The 16,254-nt window shown below is 72.3% G+C and carries 18 protein-coding genes; 5 read left to right on the forward strand and 13 right to left on the reverse strand.

The features are described 5' to 3' along the window. Positions 1–80: 80 nt before the first annotated feature. The 5 genes from VB059_RS05520 to VB059_RS05540 form a co-directional block, all read right to left on the reverse strand. On the reverse strand, positions 81–386 hold the full coding sequence (locus tag VB059_RS05520; protein ID WP_323421023.1) for a DUF3349 domain-containing protein: 306 nt from the start codon (positions 384–386) through the stop codon (positions 81–83). A 5-nt stretch (positions 387–391) separates the two neighbouring features. Then, positions 392–685, reverse strand: a complete 294-nt coding sequence (locus tag VB059_RS05525) for a hypothetical protein (RefSeq protein WP_323421024.1) — start codon at positions 683–685, stop codon at positions 392–394. A gap of 8 nt (positions 686–693) precedes the next feature. Beyond that, positions 694–1,923, reverse strand: a complete 1,230-nt coding sequence (locus VB059_RS05530; RefSeq protein ID WP_323421025.1) for an anion permease — start codon at positions 1,921–1,923, stop codon at positions 694–696. A gap of 215 nt (positions 1,924–2,138) precedes the next feature. Further along, the gene (locus VB059_RS05535; protein ID WP_323421026.1) at positions 2,139–2,666 is read right to left on the reverse strand and encodes a GNAT family N-acetyltransferase; all 528 of its coding nucleotides are present in this window, start codon (positions 2,664–2,666) and stop codon (positions 2,139–2,141) included. 162 nt (positions 2,667–2,828) lie between these two features. Then, on the reverse strand, positions 2,829–3,287 hold the full coding sequence (locus VB059_RS05540; RefSeq protein WP_323421027.1) for an Lrp/AsnC family transcriptional regulator: 459 nt from the start codon (positions 3,285–3,287) through the stop codon (positions 2,829–2,831). A 131-nt stretch (positions 3,288–3,418) separates the two neighbouring features. Between VB059_RS05540 and VB059_RS05545 the strand changes: the two genes are divergently transcribed. The 3 genes from VB059_RS05545 to VB059_RS05555 all read left to right on the forward strand — a co-directional run bounded on the left by VB059_RS05545 (position 3,419) and on the right by VB059_RS05555 (position 6,394). Further along, the gene (locus tag VB059_RS05545; RefSeq protein WP_323421028.1) at positions 3,419–4,048 is read left to right on the forward strand and encodes a LysE family translocator; all 630 of its coding nucleotides are present in this window, start codon (positions 3,419–3,421) and stop codon (positions 4,046–4,048) included. 160 nt (positions 4,049–4,208) lie between these two features. Further along, on the forward strand, positions 4,209–5,252 hold the full coding sequence (locus VB059_RS05550) for an o-succinylbenzoate--CoA ligase (RefSeq protein ID WP_323421029.1): 1,044 nt from the start codon (positions 4,209–4,211) through the stop codon (positions 5,250–5,252). Beyond that, positions 5,249–6,394: a thiolase family protein gene (locus VB059_RS05555; protein ID WP_323421030.1), complete on the forward strand. Its 1,146-nt coding sequence runs from the start codon at positions 5,249–5,251 to the stop codon at positions 6,392–6,394. The genes VB059_RS05550 and VB059_RS05555 overlap by 4 nt, the downstream gene beginning before the upstream one ends. Before the next feature lie 46 nt (positions 6,395–6,440). Here VB059_RS05555 and VB059_RS05560 read toward each other — a convergent pair whose 3' ends face one another. Further along, positions 6,441–6,830, reverse strand: a complete 390-nt coding sequence (locus tag VB059_RS05560; RefSeq protein WP_323421031.1) for a DUF393 domain-containing protein — start codon at positions 6,828–6,830, stop codon at positions 6,441–6,443. Between the two features lie 67 nt (positions 6,831–6,897). Further along, a complete protein-coding gene (locus VB059_RS05565) occupies positions 6,898–7,362 on the reverse strand; it encodes a YbhB/YbcL family Raf kinase inhibitor-like protein (protein WP_323421032.1) in 465 nt (154 codons plus the stop codon). Positions 7,363–7,614: 252 nt separating this feature from the next. On the opposite strand from VB059_RS05565, the gene VB059_RS05570 reads away from it, so the two are divergent. Beyond that, a complete protein-coding gene (locus tag VB059_RS05570) occupies positions 7,615–8,040 on the forward strand; it encodes an OsmC family peroxiredoxin (RefSeq protein ID WP_323421033.1) in 426 nt (141 codons plus the stop codon). Between the two features lie 84 nt (positions 8,041–8,124). Here VB059_RS05570 and VB059_RS05575 read toward each other — a convergent pair whose 3' ends face one another. After that, positions 8,125–9,405, reverse strand: coding sequence for a low temperature requirement protein A (locus tag VB059_RS05575; RefSeq protein ID WP_323421034.1), 1,281 nt, complete (start codon positions 9,403–9,405; stop codon positions 8,125–8,127). 46 nt (positions 9,406–9,451) lie between these two features. Between VB059_RS05575 and VB059_RS05580 the strand changes: the two genes are divergently transcribed. After that, a complete protein-coding gene (locus tag VB059_RS05580) occupies positions 9,452–9,976 on the forward strand; it encodes a 2'-5' RNA ligase family protein (protein WP_323421035.1) in 525 nt (174 codons plus the stop codon). A gap of 54 nt (positions 9,977–10,030) precedes the next feature. Here VB059_RS05580 and VB059_RS05585 read toward each other — a convergent pair whose 3' ends face one another. From VB059_RS05585 to VB059_RS05605, 5 genes are all read right to left on the reverse strand, one after another. Next, positions 10,031–11,815, reverse strand: coding sequence for an efflux RND transporter periplasmic adaptor subunit (locus VB059_RS05585; protein WP_323421036.1), 1,785 nt, complete (start codon positions 11,813–11,815; stop codon positions 10,031–10,033). 46 nt (positions 11,816–11,861) lie between these two features. Continuing rightward, the gene (locus VB059_RS05590; RefSeq protein ID WP_323421037.1) at positions 11,862–13,088 is read right to left on the reverse strand and encodes an ABC transporter permease; all 1,227 of its coding nucleotides are present in this window, start codon (positions 13,086–13,088) and stop codon (positions 11,862–11,864) included. After that, the gene (locus VB059_RS05595; protein ID WP_323421038.1) at positions 13,088–13,780 is read right to left on the reverse strand and encodes an ABC transporter ATP-binding protein; all 693 of its coding nucleotides are present in this window, start codon (positions 13,778–13,780) and stop codon (positions 13,088–13,090) included. Before VB059_RS05595 ends, VB059_RS05590 begins: the two co-directional genes overlap by 1 nt. Next, positions 13,780–15,030, reverse strand: coding sequence for an efflux RND transporter periplasmic adaptor subunit (locus VB059_RS05600; protein ID WP_323421039.1), 1,251 nt, complete (start codon positions 15,028–15,030; stop codon positions 13,780–13,782). The genes VB059_RS05595 and VB059_RS05600 overlap by 1 nt, the downstream gene beginning before the upstream one ends. A 244-nt stretch (positions 15,031–15,274) precedes the next feature. Further along, complete coding sequence (locus tag VB059_RS05605) at positions 15,275–16,240, reverse strand: heparan-alpha-glucosaminide N-acetyltransferase domain-containing protein (RefSeq protein ID WP_323421040.1); 966 nt, start codon at positions 16,238–16,240, stop codon at positions 15,275–15,277. Between the last annotated feature and the right edge of the window lie 14 nt (positions 16,241–16,254).

The following is a 16,254-nucleotide window of genomic DNA, read 5'->3' on the forward strand; positions in this document are numbered from 1 at the left end:
TCCGCGGCTTTGGGTACCGGAGCTGTGGGTGCTGTAGTACCGAGGAGCAGGTACCGGAGGTGTGGGTCAGGGCTGTGCCGTCAGGGGGCCGGTGGCCCGGCCAGCGGCCAGCCGCCGGCGGCGAGGTGCGCGGAGACCCGGCGGATGTCCTGGGGGGTGGGCTCCTCCTGGACCGTACGCCGGATCATCTCGGCGACCTCCTCCTCCGACACCGGCTGGCCGTGGTGCCGTCGCTCGGCGACCCGCCGGGCGACGGTCTCGATCTCCTCCCGGGTCAGCGTGCGGTGCAGGATGCTGAACAGGGCGATGTAGTCGTTCTCCGGGATGCCCTGCGGGTAACCGGCCCGCAGCCACTGGATGACCCGCAGGAAGACGTTGTCGGGCATCGGTGTCATCCCTTCTTCATGAAGGTCGGCAGCACGTGGTCGAAGGAGACCGTGTAGCCGAGGCCGGACGAGATCAGGATCGCCAGTCCGGCCGCGATCACCGCCAGCACGAGCGCGAAGCAGAGCACGGCCAGTGCGGTGCAGGCCGGCCTGGCCGCGGCGTGGCTCGTTTCCGCGTCGCCACCGGCACCCGCCGCCATCCACCGGACCCCCAGGGCGAAGACGCCCGGCAGTCCGGCGCCGACGATGATGGACACGACCAGCACTTGGGCGGTGGCCGCGAGGAACAGCTGCAACATCGGTCCTCCTAGGCGGACGTCGAGGGGGCGGGGGTCGGCCCGAGGCCGGTGTCCCAATCATCATTGACGTTGTGGGCGCCGATCGGCGTACGACGCGAGCGTGCCACCAGGTAGCCCGCCATGGCCAGCAGCATCGCGAAGACCACGAAGGGGCCCAGCCAGCCGCCCGCCACACCGGACAGGCCGTTGGCGATGCCGTACATCGCGGCCCCGACCAGGGCCGCCGCCGGCAGGGTGACCAGCCAGGCCACCACCATCCGCAGCGCCACGCCCCAGCGGACCTCGGCGCCGCGCCGGCCCAGTCCGGTGCCGAGGATCGACCCGGTGGCGACGTGGGTGGTCGACAGGGCGAAGCCCAGGTGGGACGAGGCCAGGATGACGGCGGCCGAGGAGGCCTCGGCGGCCATCCCCTGCGGGGAGTCGATCTCGACCAGGCCCTTGCCGAGGGTGCGGATGATCCGCCACCCGCCGGTGTAGGTGCCGAGCGCGATGGCCCCGGCGCACACCACCTTGACCCACAGCGGGATGCTCGTCGTGTGGTGCCAGGAGCCGTAGCCGATCAGGGCCAGGGTGATCACGCCCATCGTCTTCTGTGCGTCGTTGGTGCCGTGGGCCAGCGAGACGAGGGAGGCGGTGCCGATCTGGCCCCAGCGGAACCCGGTCTCCCGATAGCGATCGGCGACTCCCTCGGTGACGCGGTAGACGATCCAGGTCCCGATCATCGACACGATGGCGGCCACGACGGGGGAGGCCAGCGCGGGCAGCACCACCTTCCCGAGGATGCCGTCGAGCTTGGTGCCGTCACCGGCCCAGTTGACGCCACCGAAGCCCAGCGCGGCGATCGTCGAGCCGACCAGCCCGCCGAACAGCGCGTGCGACGAGCTGGACGGCAGTCCCAGCAGCCAGGTGAGCAGGTTCCAGAAGATGCCGCCGATCAGCCCGCAGAACACGATCAGCAGCAGCAGATGTCCGTTGTCGGCGAGGAACTGCGCCTTCGGCATGCCGCTCTTGTCCTGGATCTTCACCACGGCGTTCGTCACGGTGAGGGCCACCTGGACCGAGAGGAAGGCACCGACGAGGTTGAGCACGGCCGACAGCAGTACCGCTGTCCTGGGCTGGAGGGCGCCGGTGGCGATCGAGGTCGCCATCGCGTTGCCGGTGTCGTGGAAACCGTTCGTGAAATCGAAGCCGATGGCCGTTACGACGACCAGCACGAGGATCGCCAACTCAAGATTCACACCACTGATTGTTCACGATGGCGCCACGCCGATGTCACCGACCCCCGCTGTCGGACAGGTGACGTTGTGCTAGCGACCCGAGCGGGTCCGGTGCGGAGGGTCAGTGACCCGCGCCACGCCAGGACCGGTGTCGCCGATCTCACGTTCCCGGACGCTCACCATGCGGACATTCCGGGTCGTCGGCACCGACGGTACCGGCCATGTCCGGGCCCGGATCAGCGACCGGGACCCATTGGCGCGTCGGCGTCGGTGTCGAGGACGAGCTCGAGGAGGGCGAGGTCGAGCCAGCGGCCGTACTTCCGGCCGACCTGGTGCAGCACGCCGGCCGATGTGAAGCCGAGCTTCTCGTGCAGCCGGATCGAGCCGACGTTGCCGGCCTCGATCGCCGCCACCATCACGTGCACACCGGCCTGCCGGGCCCGCTCCACCAGCTCACCCATCAGCACGGACCCGATGCCACGGCCCTGCTGGTCGGCACGGACGTAGACGGAGTGCTCGACGGTGTGCCGATAGCCCTCGAAGGCGCGGAAGGAGCCGTACGTGGCGTAGCCGAGCACGTCGCCGGTCCCGGACACCGCGACCAGGACCGGCTGGCCGTGCCGGTGGTGGTCGGCCAGCCAGGCGGTGCGGTTCGCGGCGTCGACGAGGGTGTCGTTCCAGATCGCCGTCGTGTCGGCCACGGCATGGTTGTAGATGGCCGTGATCGCCTCGACGTCCGCCTCGACCGCGTCCCGTACGTCCATCCCGATCCTCCTCGCTGTCGACGCCCCTGCGCGCCGGACCACCCTAGTGGCCCCCGAGCAGTCATCCCCGCAGGGCGAGGGTCATCCCCGCAGGGCGAGGGTCATCCTGCGGGGAGGTGGCCCGAGCGACTGCACCTCCGGTCATCCCCGCAGAGCGAGCGGTCATCCCTGCAGAGGCAGTCCCCGGTCGTGCACGATGCTCTTCATCACGATGGTGGACGCCACCCGCTGGACCCCCGGCAACGTCGCCAGGTGGGTGTCCCAGAGCTGCTGATAGGCCGCCAGGTCGGCCGCGATGACGCGCAGCAGATAGTCCGGTGAACCGAACAGCCGCTCCGCCCGGATGACGTGGGGCACCGCGGCGACGGCGGCCTCGAACGCGGCCACCATCTCGGCGCTCGTCTTGTCCATCGTCACGAACACCAGGGCCTCGAAGGCCAGTCCGACCTTCGCCGGGTCGAGCTGGGCCCGGTAGCCGATGATGATCCCCTCCTGCTCCAGTGCCCGCAGTCGACGATGGCACGGGGACACGCTCAGGCCGACCCGTTCGGCCAGTTCGGTGAGGGTGAGTCGACCGTCGGACTGAAGCTGAGCAAGGATCTCGCGGTCAAGGGCGTCCATGGCCAGATTCTTTCCCATCGAAGGGTCTGATGGAGGGAGAAGAGGGAAGCACTTGTCAACGGATTTCTTCTATCGTTCCCGGCATCGGGACGCCGGCGTCGTCCCGGCGACGACAGGAAGGGTGACGCGGCATGGCGATGGGGTCTCTGGCAGCGTTCTGGGTGGTGTCCTTCCTGTTGGTGCTCACCCCGGGCGCCGACTGGGCGTACGCGATCAGTGCCGGGCTGCGCTACCGGTCGGTCATCCCCGCCGTCGGCGGGCTGCTCTCCGGGTACCTGCTGATCACACTCGTCGTGGCCGGCGGGGCGGCCGCCCTGCTGGCCAGCACCCCGGGGGCCCTCGGCGTGCTCACCCTCGCCGGCGCCGGCTACCTCGCCTGGCTGGGCGTCTCCACGATCCGCCACCCACCGACCCCGCAACAGGCCGCCGGACCGACCGGGTCCACCGGGTCCTGGCTGGACCAGCTCGGTCGCGGTGCGGCGACCAGCGGCCTCAATCCGAAGGCGCTGTTGCTGTTCCTGGCCCTGCTGCCACAGTTCACCGACCCGCACGGCGCCTGGCCGGTGGCGCTCCAGGTGGCCGTCCTGGGGGGCCTGCACATCCTGTCGAGCGCTATCGTCTACCTGGGAGTGGGCTCGGGGTCGCGCGCTGTGCTGCGGACCCGTCCCGCGGCGGCCCGTGCGGTCAGCCGGATCTCGGGGATCGCGATGACCGTGATCGCGGTCGGCCTGCTGGCCGAGCAGCTCGCCCGGCTGGTCTGACGTCGGCCGAGTGCTGCCGGATCGACACGACAGGCGATCGGGCACGATCATCGCAGTCTTCGCCGACACCTGCGGCAACCTCATCCAACTCGTCGGTGCCAAGCCGGCCTGAACGGTGTTCATATACTGAGGGTCCGCACCAGTTCTCCCGGGAGCCGCCATGACCGCTGTGCCCAGCCCTGCGTACGCCTGCGGCGACCACGGGGCCGTCGCGGTGCTCGAGCGGCCCGACCCGGTGACCGCCTTCTGGGCGGCCCACCGCGGCGGCCTCGACGTCGCGCTCTCCACCTCCGGCACCAGCTCGGGCACCCCGCGGGTGATCGTCCGCAGCACCGCCTCGTGGGTGGACAGCTTCGAGGCCTGCGCCCGGCGGCTCGGGCTCACGGCCGCCGGCCGGATCTGGATCCCCGGACCGCTCACCGCCACGATGAACCTGTTCGCCGCCTGCCTGGCGACGTACGTGCGGGCGTCGTGGAGCACCGATCCGGCCGGCTGCAGTCACGCGCAGCTGACCCCCGCCCAGCTCCGTACGGTCCTCGACGCGGATCCCGGGCCGGGGCTGCACGTGCTGGTCGCGGGGGACGTCCTGCCGCCGGCGCTGCGGCGACGCGCCGAGGCCGCCGGCCTGCTGGTCGACCACTACTACGGGGCGGCCGAGCTGTCCCTGATCGCCTGGGGACACGACGGGGCCGACCTGCGGCTGTTCGACCGGGTGACGGCCGAGGTCCGCGACGGCACCCTGTGGGTCCGTTCGCCCTGGTTGTCCCGCACCGACACCGACGAGCGCGGCTTCGCCACCGTGCACGACCTGGCCCGCCTCGACGGTGACCGGATCGACGTGCTGGGCCGGCCAGGGGCCGCCACCACCGCCGGGGCGACGGTGCTGTTGGCCCCGCTCGAGGCGGAGCTGCAGGCGCAGTGTCACGGTCGGCTGGTCGTCCTCGCGGTGCCCGACGAACGCCTCGGTGAGCTGGTCTGCTGCGTCAGCGGCGCGGCCGATCTCGAGGCGGCGCGGCACTGGGGGCGTACGCACCTGGCCGGGGCCCGACGCCCGCGGCGGTGGCTGGCCCTCGACGACCTCCCGCTCACTCCGGCCGGCAAGATCGACCGTGCCCGGCTGGTCGCCGACATCGTGGCGGCGGACCGGCGACGACACCGCGGGGGAGCACCGGACGGGACCGACCGGGCGGGGGAGGCGGCATGACGCGTCGCGACGAGCGCCCGGTGATCGTGGACGCGCTGCGGACGCCGATCGGCACCCAGGGCGGTGCCCTGCGCGGCGTGGACGCGACCGCGCTGATCGCACCGCTGCTGGCCACGCTGGCCGGCCGGAGCGACGCCCCGATCGACGAGGTGGTGCTCGGCAACATCCGCGGACCGGGCGGCAATCCGGCCCGGGTGGCCGCCCTGCAGGCGGGCCTCGACGAGGCCACCCCCGCGATCACCGTGGACCGCCAGTGCGGGTCCGGGATGGCCGCGATCGAGTACAGCGTCGCCCTGCTCGCCGGGGTGCGCGAAGGGTTCCAGCTGGCCGGCGGCACCCAGTCCGCGAGCACCCAACCGCTCACGTTCTGGCCGCCGACAGGCCCGGGCGAGACGCCGGAGCAGTACCTCCGGGCCCCGTTCACCGACCGGGCCCACGGTGATCCCGAGATGGGTGTGGCGGCCGACCTCCTCGCGGCCGAGCACGCCATCGACCGGGAACGCCAGGACACGTACGCCGCCCGCTCCCATCAGCGGGCGGTGACGGCCGCCGCTGCAGGGATCTTCGCCGAGGAGATGCTGGCGGTGGCAGGGCTGGACCACGACGAGCGGCCCCGGGCCGGGTTCACCGCCCGGCGGCTGGCCCGCTTCCGGCCGGCGTTCACCCCTGACGGGACGGCGACGGCGGCGAACAGCTGCGGGATCAACGACGGGGCGGCCGCGGTGCTGCTGTGCGACGGCACGACCGCGGCACGACGCGGGCTGCACGGGTTGCGGGTCGTCGACGTGGTGACGGTCGGCTGTGCCCCGGACCGCCCGGGCTGGGGCATCGTCCCCGCGGTCCGTCGGCTGGTGGACCGGACCGGTCTCGACCTCGACCGGGTGGACGTCGTCGACTTCAACGAGGCGTTCGCCGGCCAGGTGCTCGCCTGCCTGGATGCGCTGGGCATCGACGAGGAACGTAACTGCCCCCAGGGCGGGGCGATCGCCCTCGGGCACCCGTGGGCGGCGACCGGCGCGGTCCAGCTCACCCGGCTGTTCACCCAGCTCGTCCGGCACAACACGACCGGGGCCCGGTACGGCCTGGCGGGGATCGCCATCGGCGGCGGCCAGGGCACGGCGATGTTGGTCGAGGCGGTCTGAGGGACCGATGTTGGTCGAGGCGGTCCGAGGGACCCCGGTCGCGGACTCAGCGGCCGCGGCGGCCGGTGGTGGGCCGGACGCAGGCGCGGGTGCTGCCCGGCAACCGGTAGCGGTTGGCCGCGATCAGCCGGTAGAGAACGGTCAGGACCGCACGCGCCGGCGGCAGCGCGCCGAGCAGCTTCAGCGGCGCCGGGCCCAGGCGTGCCCACGCCAGGAAGGCCGTGGCGCCGCCGTACGAGCGTCCGTCGGGCAGCACCAGGACGACCTCACGGGCGACCTGCTCACGCGACAGCCCCCAGCGGGCCACATCCACGTCCTGGCTCGGGACGATCCGCACCCGGCCGGCCTCCCCGGCGGCGAGCACGCGGGCGATCCGGTCCGCCCAGGTGCGGCAGAACCCGCACGTGCCGTCGATCAGCAACAGGATGTCCTCCATGACCCCATGATGGCGCAGCACGGTCAGCGCCCGGTCCGGAGCCGCCGCCCGGGCAGATCCACCGCCATCAGCGGGCCCGGACGAGGCCGGTGACACTGCCCCACGCCACGGTGTGCTCGCCGATCTCGTCGAGCACATGCTGGCTGGAGGCCCCGCGGACCGGGACATCGAGCACGTACACCGCGAAGACGTACCGGTGGGTGCCGCTCGGCGGGCAGGGCGCGAACCACCCGGGCGTCCGGGCACTGTTGGGCATCTCGCGCGCCCCCGGCGGGGCACTGCCCTCCCGGAAGCCGCCGTCGCGGGCGGGCAACCCGGTGACCAGCCAGTGCACGAACGTGCCGTGCGGGGCGTCGGGATCACTGACGACCACCGCCAGCGAGGTGGCCTGCGGGGGCACCCCGGACCAGGCGAACGCAGGGGAGAGACCCTGCCCCTGACAGGTGAACCGCAACGGGATCGGGCCGCCGTCGGTGAACTCAGGGCTGGTGACCCGCACTGTACGGCTCAGACTGGCCTGGGGGACCTTCATGACGCACCTCCTCGCGACATCCTCAGTATCGACCGGCGTGCCTCGAGGGGACAGCGAAATGCGCCGGCTCGGGGCCCTCGAGGGGTGCCCTTCCCGCTGAGGCCCAAGGTGTGGATCCCCACGGCACGGCGCCCCGAGGTCCGGATCCCCGAGCTGTGGATTCGCCGAGGTGCGATTCCATGAACCCCTGCTCAGAACCCTGTGCTGGGTTAGGGTTACCTAACAGGCACCTCCGACACCAAGGAGCATCCCATGGCGAACTCCACTGTCAGCACGGCCGGCACCCATTGGGAGGGCAATCTCTTCGACGGCAAGGGACGTACGGAGCTGGTGACCTCCGGCGTCGCCGCGTTCGACGTGACCTGGGCCCGGCGAGCAGAGGCCGGCAAGGGCACCACCAACCCCGAGGAACTGCTGGCTGCCGCGCTGGCGACCTGTTACAGCATGGCGCTCAGCAACGCGCTGGCCCAGGACGGTCACGACCCCTCCACCATCGACACCCGGGCCGCGGTCACCTTCGTGCCCGGCACCGGCGTCACCGGCATCACCATCACCGTGCACGGTGACGTCCCCGGCCTCAGTGCCGACGACTTCGCCGCGCAGGCCGAGTGGGCCCGGGACAACTGCCCGGTCTCCCAGGCCCTCGCGGCGGTCCCGAAGGAATTGGTGATCGCCTGACGAACGAATCTCACCAGGCCCACGGGCCCACCGCGGCCGCGATCCCACCCGGGGCTGCGGCCGCGCAGGAGGAACGAGCCGCGCCTACCCCTCGCGCCGGGCCGCCCGCTCCAGCAGCACCGTCCGATCGGCCCGGATGTGCCGGTAGCCCCGCGCCTCGTACGCCACCACCGTCACCAGCGGCCCGAGCATGACGACGACGAGGCACCAGCCCAGCGGGACCCCGCCGTACGCCAGGCCCACCGACGCCGCGATGATCGCCACGGTGAGCGCGAACACGGACACATGAAAGGCCACATGACCGCCCGCACCGCCGCGGTGCATGACGGAGTAGATCGCGTACACCAGGCAGATGTACGCCAACACGGGCACCGCCACGGTGGCGACGACGCCGGGCAGCGCCAGATCTGACTCACCGGCGATCCACAGCCCGGCGACGTGCAGCCCTGACCCGGTGGCCGCGACCGCCCAGAACAGGGGCATGTGCAGGTACCCGAACAGGAACGAGCGGCCCCGATAGTGGTGCAGCACCTCGGCGACCGTGGTGGTGAAATACACCCACCAGAGCCCGAAGGTGAGCCCGATCCCGGCCACCACGACCAGCACCCCCGCCAACGTCCAGTGGCCCTCCCCGATCGTCGCCGTCAGGGCGGCGACGGTGCCGATGACGCCCTCGCCGAGGGTGATGATCACCAGCAGGCTGTACCGCTCGGCGATGTGGTGAGCGTGCCATGGCGTGCCGGCGCGGCGCTCCGCGAGGAACGGGCCGAGCACCTCGACGAGCACCAGCACGACGGCGATCCCCAGCGTCTGCGTGACGGTCAGCGGCAGCAGCGCGACCGCCACCCACGCCGCCTGGGCGGCGATGATCGACCCGAGGTAGAGGCCGATCGCGCCCCGGCGGGGGACATCCGCCCGCCAGGCCCGGGCCCAGCCGACCAGCAGGGCGAGACGCATGACGACGTACCCCAGGATGATGGTCCGGTTGTCGAAGTGAGGGGACTCGAGCGAGTGGTACATCGGTGGGATCCCGAGCGCGAGCACCACCACGCCGACCATGATCGCCATCGACATCAACCGGAGTCCCCAGTCGTCGTTGTCGTACGCGGAGGCGAACCAGGAGTAGTTGATCCAGGCCCAGACGATCCCGAAGCCGGCGAAGCCGAAGCCGATCAGCGCGGTGGTGAGGTGACCCTCGGCCAGGTAGTGCGCGAACTGTTCGCCGCTCAGCCCGAACGCGACGGCGAAGGTCAGGTCGAACAGCAACTCCAGGGGTGAGGCGACCCGGTGACGTTCCTCGGTGTCGCGTGGGGCGAGCGGGGACAGCCGGTGCCGACCCGGAGAGTCCTCAGCGGGTGTCGTCATACCGGTAGTTTCCCCTGCGATCGGTCGGGCGGTGGATGATGGGGCCATGTCCCTCGCGGTGTGCCTGCTCTTCGATCCGGAGGGGGACCGTGCGGTCCGGGAGATCTGGGCCCGGCTGGAGAGGGAGGGCGTGCCGACCCTACTCACCCACACCCATCGCCGCCACCTGCCGCACCTGTCGTACGCCGTGGCGGTGCGATGGGAACTGGAGACGGTGCTGGAGCGGGTCGCGGCGCTCCCGGACGGCGGGCCGTTCCCGCTCGAGTTCCACGGCATGCTCGCGTTCTCCCGCGGCCGGGCGGCGCTCGCCGCCTCGGTCACCGCCGAGGTCGCGCGGCGCCAGGAACTCGTCACCGCAGCGGTCGCGGGCGCCGGGGCGGACCTGCACCGGCACTACATCCGCGGGTCCTGGGTGCCCCATGTATCGCTGGCGACCCGCGCCAAGGAGGCCCAGCTGCCCCTCGTCGCCCGGGCCGTGTCGGACGCCCTACCGCTCACCGTCACCGTCGTCCGGGCGGCCCTGATCGACAGTGGGGCAGGGGAGCGCTGGCCGCTGGACCGGATCCCCTGAGTTCCCGGCATCCGGCAGATCCCCGGAACCCGGCACCGCCGGGCCGGTGGTCGGTCACCGCGGGCTGGCCGCACCGGACGGCGCCGGGGCGCTGTCCGCGCCGCCGTTCCCGCTGCTCGGCCGGAACGCGATCCGGGCATTGGTAAGGCTGGTGTTCGGCAGCGGGGCCGTACGGTCCGCGAGGACGACGACGTCGGTGCCGCTGATCCCGCTGAGGATCTGGACCCGGCCCTGGCCACGGGCCCCGACGGACACGTCGACGGTACGGGTGCCGCTGTCGCCGAGCGTCGTCACCTGGGTCGCCCCGGTCGCGGTCGTGGTGAGCGCCGAGGCCGGGATGACCAAGGCGTTCTTCAGCGACGTGGTCTCGATGGAAGCGGTGGACGGCGCCCCCTCGGGCAGCCCCCCGGCGCCGCTGGGCACGGTGACCACGACCGGATAGGCCGGCGCGTCGGTCCCGGCCCCGCTCGAGGGCAGCGCGCCGACGGCGGTCAGGGTGCCGTCCAGGGCGGCGGCGGAGCCGACCGTCCGCACCTGGACCCGGTCGCCGACCGCCACCTGCTGCAGGTCGACGAGAGAGGCGGTGGCGTCCACCTGCGCCGCCCCCGGCCCGATGATGACGATGCCCTTGGTCGGCGTGGTGCGATTACCTGCCGAGACGTCGACGGCGCCGACCACCCCGCTGATGGGGGCGGTGAGGGTGGCACCGTCAAGGTTGTTCTGGGCCTGGGTCTGCTGTTGCTGGGCGACCGCCAGAGTGCCCTGGTCAGCGAGCAGTTTCGCCTGGGGCGACGAGGTGCCGCCCTGGCCCGACTGGCCAGCCGGGGGGATCGTGGTGCTGGTCCTCCCGGTGGTGCCGGGCTTCGGGGCGGTGCCGGTGTACGGAGCGGTGGAGGTCGCCGGGCCGGTCGGGGGCTGGGGCGTCGTCGGCCGTTGGCTCGTCTGCTGGGCCAGGGAGGTGGCGGCCGCGTCGAGGACCGTCGCGGCCCGGTGCTGGGCGGCGCTGAGGTTCTGCAGAGCACCCATGCAGGCGCTGAGCGCCTTCGGGTCCAGCGCCGTCGTCGTCGGGCTGGGGGTGGCGCTGGGGGACGCAGACGCCGAGATACTGGGGGTCGCGGGCCGCGAGGGGAGGTCGGCCACCGTCGTGGCGGTCCGCTGACCGGACGGGGTGACACTCGCCTGGCCAAGACCTGACAGCAAGCCCTGGCAGGAGCCGTCCACGCCCTTCTGGGCCTCGGTCACCGCGGCAAGGGCCTTGTCGATCTCGGCCTGGGAGGCAGAGGTCTTCCCCGCCGCACCGGTGCCGACACCGGGCGTGCCGCCCGAGCCGGTGCCGGTGCCCGAGCCGCTGGTCCGTGCCTGGCCCGCCGCTGCCGCGGCGGACGCCTGGGCGGCCTGACCCGAGGCGAGGGCCTGGCTCGAGGCAGCGGCCTGACCACCGGTCGGCGCGGAGGACGTCGAGGTGCCGTTGATCGCGGCCCGGTCCTGCTCGATCGCCAACTGGGCGGCTGCCACCTGCGACTGGGCCTCCAGGAGCGCAGCCCGCAGCGGGGTGGTGTCCATCGTGGCGAGGAGGTCGCCGGCCTTCACCTGCTGACCGGCGTGCACCTGCACCGAGGTGACGGTCCCGGCCGCCGGGAACGTCGCGGTGACCGAGTCGACGTGGGTCAGCGAGCCGCTGAGGCTCACCGTGGCGGTCAGGTCGCTCCGGGTGGCGGTGGTGGTGCGGTAGCGGTCGGTGGCCGATGACCCGGCGGTGCTGAGCGCGTACGCCGTCACGGCGCCCCCGATCACCACCACGGCCACGGCCCCGGCGATCACCGTCCGGCGTCGGTTCATCGGGCTTCCTCCTCGACGATTGCGTGGGCTCATGTCCGTACGCCCCTCACTCGGTCCGCAGCGCGTCGATCGGTGCGAGCCGGGCGGCCCGCGCGGCCGGGTAGACCCCGGCGATCACCCCGATCAGCAGGGAGACGACCAACGCCACCAGGGTGGCCGGCCAGGACGGGGTCACCTGGAACTTCACCACCCGGGACAGGGCCGCGGCCCCGCCGAGGCCCAGGAGCACCCCGGCGAGGCCACCCAGCAGGCCGAGCAGGCTGGCCTCGGTGAGGAACTGGCGCCGGATGGCCGCCGGGGTGGCCCCCAGGGCCTTGCGCAGGCCGATCTCCCGGGTCCGCTCGGTGACCGACACGAGCATGATGTTCATCACGCCGATGCCGCCGACCAGCAGCGAGATCGCCGCGACGCTGCCGAGCAGGGCGGTGAGGGTCTGGGTGGTGGTGGCCACGGTGTTGACCAGTGTCTGCTGTGATGCCACGGCGAAGTCGGCGGTGTCGGGCGTGGTGCGGTGCGCCGTGTTGAGAGCGGCGTCCGTCTCCTGGTAGGCCGCCGACAGTGCGTCCTGGCCGGCCGCCGAGATGAAGATGGTCGACACCGTGAGTCCGGTGCTGCCCTCGATCCGCTGGGTGAAGGTCGCGATCGGCACGATCACCTGGTCATCCTGGTCACCGGTGATCGAGCTGCCCGCCGTGTTGAGCACGCCCACGACGGTCAGCGTCGCCCCGTGCACCTGGATCGTCTGGCCGACCGGCGAGCGGGTCCCGAACAGGTTGGTGGCCGTGGTCGTCCCGATCACCGCGACCGGAGCCTGGGCGGCGTTCTCGTCGGCGGTGAAGAAGCGGCCCTCGGTGACCGTCCGGGCCCGCACCGTGGTCCAGTCCGGGGTGGACCCGATCACCTGGGTGGTCCAGTTGTTGTCGCCGGCCACCACCGACGCCGAGGTCTGGACCACCGGGGCCACCGCCTCGATGTCGGGGGCGACCGTACGATCCGCCAGCATCGCGGCGTCGTCGAGGGTCAGCGTCGTCGCGCTGCCGGCACCGCCGCGTACGCCGGTCAGGCTGGTGGCGCTGCCGGGGGTGACGATCAGCAGGTTGGAGCCGAGGGCGTTGATCTGCCCGGTGATCTGGGCCTGGGCGCCCTGCCCGAGGCCGACGGTGAGCATCACCGCCGCAATGCCGATCAGGATGCCGAGCATGGTCAGGGCCGAGCGCAGCTTGCGACCGAGGATCGCGGTCACCGCGGTCCGCAGCGTCTCGCGGAACTCCATCATCCGAGGGTCCCCGTCTCGAGCGGGCCGAGCAGGCCGTCGCGGATCGAGTACTGGTGCACCGACCGCACCGCCACGTCGTGTTCATGGGTGATCAGGATGATCGTCCGACCGCGGGCGTGCAGGCCCGAGAGCAGGTCGAGGACGTCCTCGGTGGAGGCCGAGTCGAGGTTGCCGGTGGGCTCGTCGGCGAGCAGGATGTCCGGATTGTTGACCAGCGCCCGGGCGATCGAGACGCGCTGCTGCTGGCCGCCCGACAGCTCTCCGGGCCGATGGGCCATCCGGTCCGCCAGCCCGACGGCGGTGAGGACCTCCCGGGCGCGGGCGCTCCGCTCGGCCCGCCCGACGCCGGCGTAGACCAGCGGCAGCTCGACGTTCTGCTGGGCGGTCATGCTGGGCAGCAGGTTGAACTGCTGGAAGACGAAACCGATGGAGCGGTTGCGCACCTCCGCCAGCTGGCCCTCGGACAGGGTGCTGACGTCGCGGCCGGCCAGCTCGTAGTGCCCCGAGGTGGCGATGTCGAGGCAACCCAGGATGTGCATCAGCGTCGACTTGCCGCTGCCGGAGGGACCCATGATCGCGACGTAGTCGCCCTCCTCGACGTCGAGGTCGATGCCGCGCAACGCCTCCAGGGAGATGGAGCCGTTGGAGTAGGTCTTGCGGATGCCACGCAGCGACAGGATCGGCGACATCAGCGACCGCCCCGGCCGAACGGGCCGCCGGTCGTGCCCCGCTGACCGGAGGCTGCGGCCGACGGGCTCCCGGCACCGCGCGCGGCACCGAACGACGGCACCTGGATCGTGTCCCCGGGGTTGAGGCCCTCGGTGACCACCGTCCGCTGTCCGATCACCGGCCCGAGCGTCACGGCCCGGTCGGTCGTCGTGCCGTTGGCCTCGACCCGTACGGCCGGGTGGCCGCCGGACTGGATGATGGCGACCGACGGGACGGCGAGGACGTTGTCGAGCTGCTCGGCGGCGATCGACACGGTGGTGGTGCTGCCGATGAAGAGCTGTGCCCCCTTTGTGTCGGTGATGTCGACGACCACCGGGAAGGTGGCCGCCGAGGCCCCACCCGACGAGGCCGACGTGGCCTCGGCGACCTGGCTGACACTGTGCACCGAGCCGCTGAGGGTCGTACGGCCGTCGGGGGCGGTCATCGTGACCGACTGGCCGGCCTTCAGCGAGGGCAGGTCGGCCGCGCCGACAGAGGCGTTGACCCGCCACGAGGACGTGTCCACCACGACGAAGTCACCGGAGGTGCCCGACGACGAGCCGCCGGAGGCGGCAGCCGCGAGCGCGCCGCCCGATCCCGCCCCGGCGGAGCCACCCGCGCCGGCGGACGAGCCGGTGCCGGTCGCCACCCCGCCCTTGCTGACCGAGACCGTGGCGATGATGCCGGCGATCGGCGAGGTGAGGGTCGTGCCGTCGTAGTTCGCCTGCGCCTGGCTGAGCTTCGCCCGGTCGGCGGCGAGGGCGGCCTGGGCGGCCGTGCGCTGGGCCGTCGTCGCCGCGGAGGTGAGGGCGTTGACCTGGGCCTGTGCCGAGTCCACCGCGGCGCTGGCGCTCTGCAGGGCGGCCGCCAGGGCGGCCGAGTCCTGGGTCGCCAGCACCTGGCCCCTGGTCACCCTGTCACCGACCGACACCTTGACGTCGGTGACGGTGCCTGACGCCGGGAAGCTGACCGACAGCTGCTGCACCGGCTCGAAGGTCCCGGAGGCGGACACCGTCCGGGTCAACGAGGACCGCTCGACGGTGTAGGTCGCCGAGGTGGCAGACGGAGCGGCCCGGCGGGGACGCAGGGCGAGGGCGACTGCGGTCACGGCGACGACGGCCACCACCACCGCGGAGACGACGATGATGATCGTGCGCCGATGCCGAGGGCGGCGTCGGCGAGGGGCGGTGGCCTTCGTGGTCGCCGAACCGTCGGCAGGGGTCTCACCCATGTGTCCATGACCTTCCGTCAGGTCTTCCCTGGCCCAGAGATCCTGCGTCGGATCCTTGTACGCAGTCTTGCGCGTCGCTGTGCGCCGGCTGAGGACGCACTCCGCCGTTCCGGCCTCGACCCTAGCCCTGCCCCGGGCCGGTCCGGAACGGTGCCGGCGCACGATGGGGGACAATCGAGGGATGCTCCGGAGGAGGTGCCGGGCCGGCACCAGACCGGGCCCGAGCGCAGGGACCTGCCGGGATTCACAGCCGCAGGGACCACCCGTGGCGATCGAGGGTGGCGGCGACGGTCAGCAGCACCGCCACCATCACCGCTGCCTGGAGCAGGGTCAGCCAAACAGGGGCGCCCGCGTACCAGACGTCCGCGCCGGGCAGGGTCAGGAAGGCCATCGTGAGCAGATGGGCGAAGTACAGCGGCAACGGGTGGCGTCCGGGGCTCTGCAGCCACGCCCAGCGTCCCGGATGCTCGTCCAGGACGGCCGAGACCAGGCCGAACAGCAGCAGGCACAGGCCCAGCGCCAGCACCATGTACGTCAACGAGGCGCGGTTCTTGGAGACCGGGATCCAGCCGGCCAGCCCGAGGGCCAGCCCGACGCAGGCGAGCCCGGTCACTGCCAGCAGGGTCGTCCGGCGCAGCCGTCCCTGCGTACGGTGCCAGACCTCCGCCACGGCGCTGGCGATCATCAGGAACCCGCCCCAGGACAGGGTGCCGAGGATGCTGTCGAAGGAGATCTGCAGGACCGCCTGCAGGAAGAACCGATCGAGCAGCACCTGGTAGACCACCAGGCTCGCCACTCCGCAGCAGAGCCGGAGCCAGGCCGGCGCCAGCACCACCGGGATCAGCAGCAGGGTCGCCGCGCCGATCGCCTGCAGGACGCCCCAGGACAGTCCGCCGCCGGTGACAGGCGCGCCGACGGTCAGTGCCTGGCCGCCGCTGATCACCGCACCGATGCCCATCAGCATCAGGCCGCGCCGGGCCATCCGTACCCGGATCGGCGCCCGGTCCGGGAGGGCCCGCCAGGTCCCGACCCGGGTGCCGATCACCAGGGCGATCGACAGCATGAACATGGGCGCCACCACGTCGGCGATGGTGAAGCCGATGTCGGTGGCGTGCTTGAGGGCCGTCGGCACCCAGCGCACCCCCAGGCCCAGGTTGCCGACCGCCATCACCAGTACGGCGACACCCCGGAAGGCGTCGATGCTCGCCACCCGCGGCACGGGTG

Origin of the sequence: Raineyella sp. (assembly GCF_034933565.1) — a bacterium.
Lineage (GTDB): Bacteria > Actinomycetota > Actinomycetes > Propionibacteriales > Propionibacteriaceae > Raineyella.

What these genes read in the sequence shown, in the direction of transcription:
- VB059_RS05525 (WP_323421024.1), bottom strand. Translation starts at nt 685, where the DNA reads ATGTTGCAGCTGTTCCTCGCGGCCACCGCCCAAGTGCTGGTCGTGTCC.
- VB059_RS05540 (WP_323421027.1), bottom strand. Translation starts at nt 3,287, where the DNA reads ATGGACGCCCTTGACCGCGAGATCCTTGCTCAGCTTCAGTCCGACGGT.
- VB059_RS05585 (WP_323421036.1), bottom strand. Translation starts at nt 11,815, where the DNA reads ATGAACCGACGCCGGACGGTGATCGCCGGGGCCGTGGCCGTGGTGGTG.
- VB059_RS05570 (WP_323421033.1), top strand. Translation starts at nt 7,615, where the DNA reads ATGGCGAACTCCACTGTCAGCACGGCCGGCACCCATTGGGAGGGCAAT.
- VB059_RS05580 (WP_323421035.1), top strand. Translation starts at nt 9,452, where the DNA reads ATGTCCCTCGCGGTGTGCCTGCTCTTCGATCCGGAGGGGGACCGTGCG.
- VB059_RS05595 (WP_323421038.1), bottom strand. Translation starts at nt 13,780, where the DNA reads ATGTCGCCGATCCTGTCGCTGCGTGGCATCCGCAAGACCTACTCCAAC.
- VB059_RS05600 (WP_323421039.1), bottom strand. Translation starts at nt 15,030, where the DNA reads ATGGGTGAGACCCCTGCCGACGGTTCGGCGACCACGAAGGCCACCGCC.
- VB059_RS05590 (WP_323421037.1), bottom strand. Translation starts at nt 13,088, where the DNA reads ATGGAGTTCCGCGAGACGCTGCGGACCGCGGTGACCGCGATCCTCGGT.
- VB059_RS05560 (WP_323421031.1), bottom strand. Translation starts at nt 6,830, where the DNA reads ATGGAGGACATCCTGTTGCTGATCGACGGCACGTGCGGGTTCTGCCGC.
- VB059_RS05535 (WP_323421026.1), bottom strand. Translation starts at nt 2,666, where the DNA reads ATGGACGTACGGGACGCGGTCGAGGCGGACGTCGAGGCGATCACGGCC.
- VB059_RS05545 (WP_323421028.1), top strand. Translation starts at nt 3,419, where the DNA reads ATGGCGATGGGGTCTCTGGCAGCGTTCTGGGTGGTGTCCTTCCTGTTG.
- VB059_RS05550 (WP_323421029.1), top strand. Translation starts at nt 4,209, where the DNA reads ATGACCGCTGTGCCCAGCCCTGCGTACGCCTGCGGCGACCACGGGGCC.
- VB059_RS05520 (WP_323421023.1), bottom strand. Translation starts at nt 386, where the DNA reads ATGCCCGACAACGTCTTCCTGCGGGTCATCCAGTGGCTGCGGGCCGGT.
- VB059_RS05575 (WP_323421034.1), bottom strand. Translation starts at nt 9,405, where the DNA reads ATGACGACACCCGCTGAGGACTCTCCGGGTCGGCACCGGCTGTCCCCG.
- VB059_RS05565 (WP_323421032.1), bottom strand. Translation starts at nt 7,362, where the DNA reads ATGAAGGTCCCCCAGGCCAGTCTGAGCCGTACAGTGCGGGTCACCAGC.
- VB059_RS05555 (WP_323421030.1), top strand. Translation starts at nt 5,249, where the DNA reads ATGACGCGTCGCGACGAGCGCCCGGTGATCGTGGACGCGCTGCGGACG.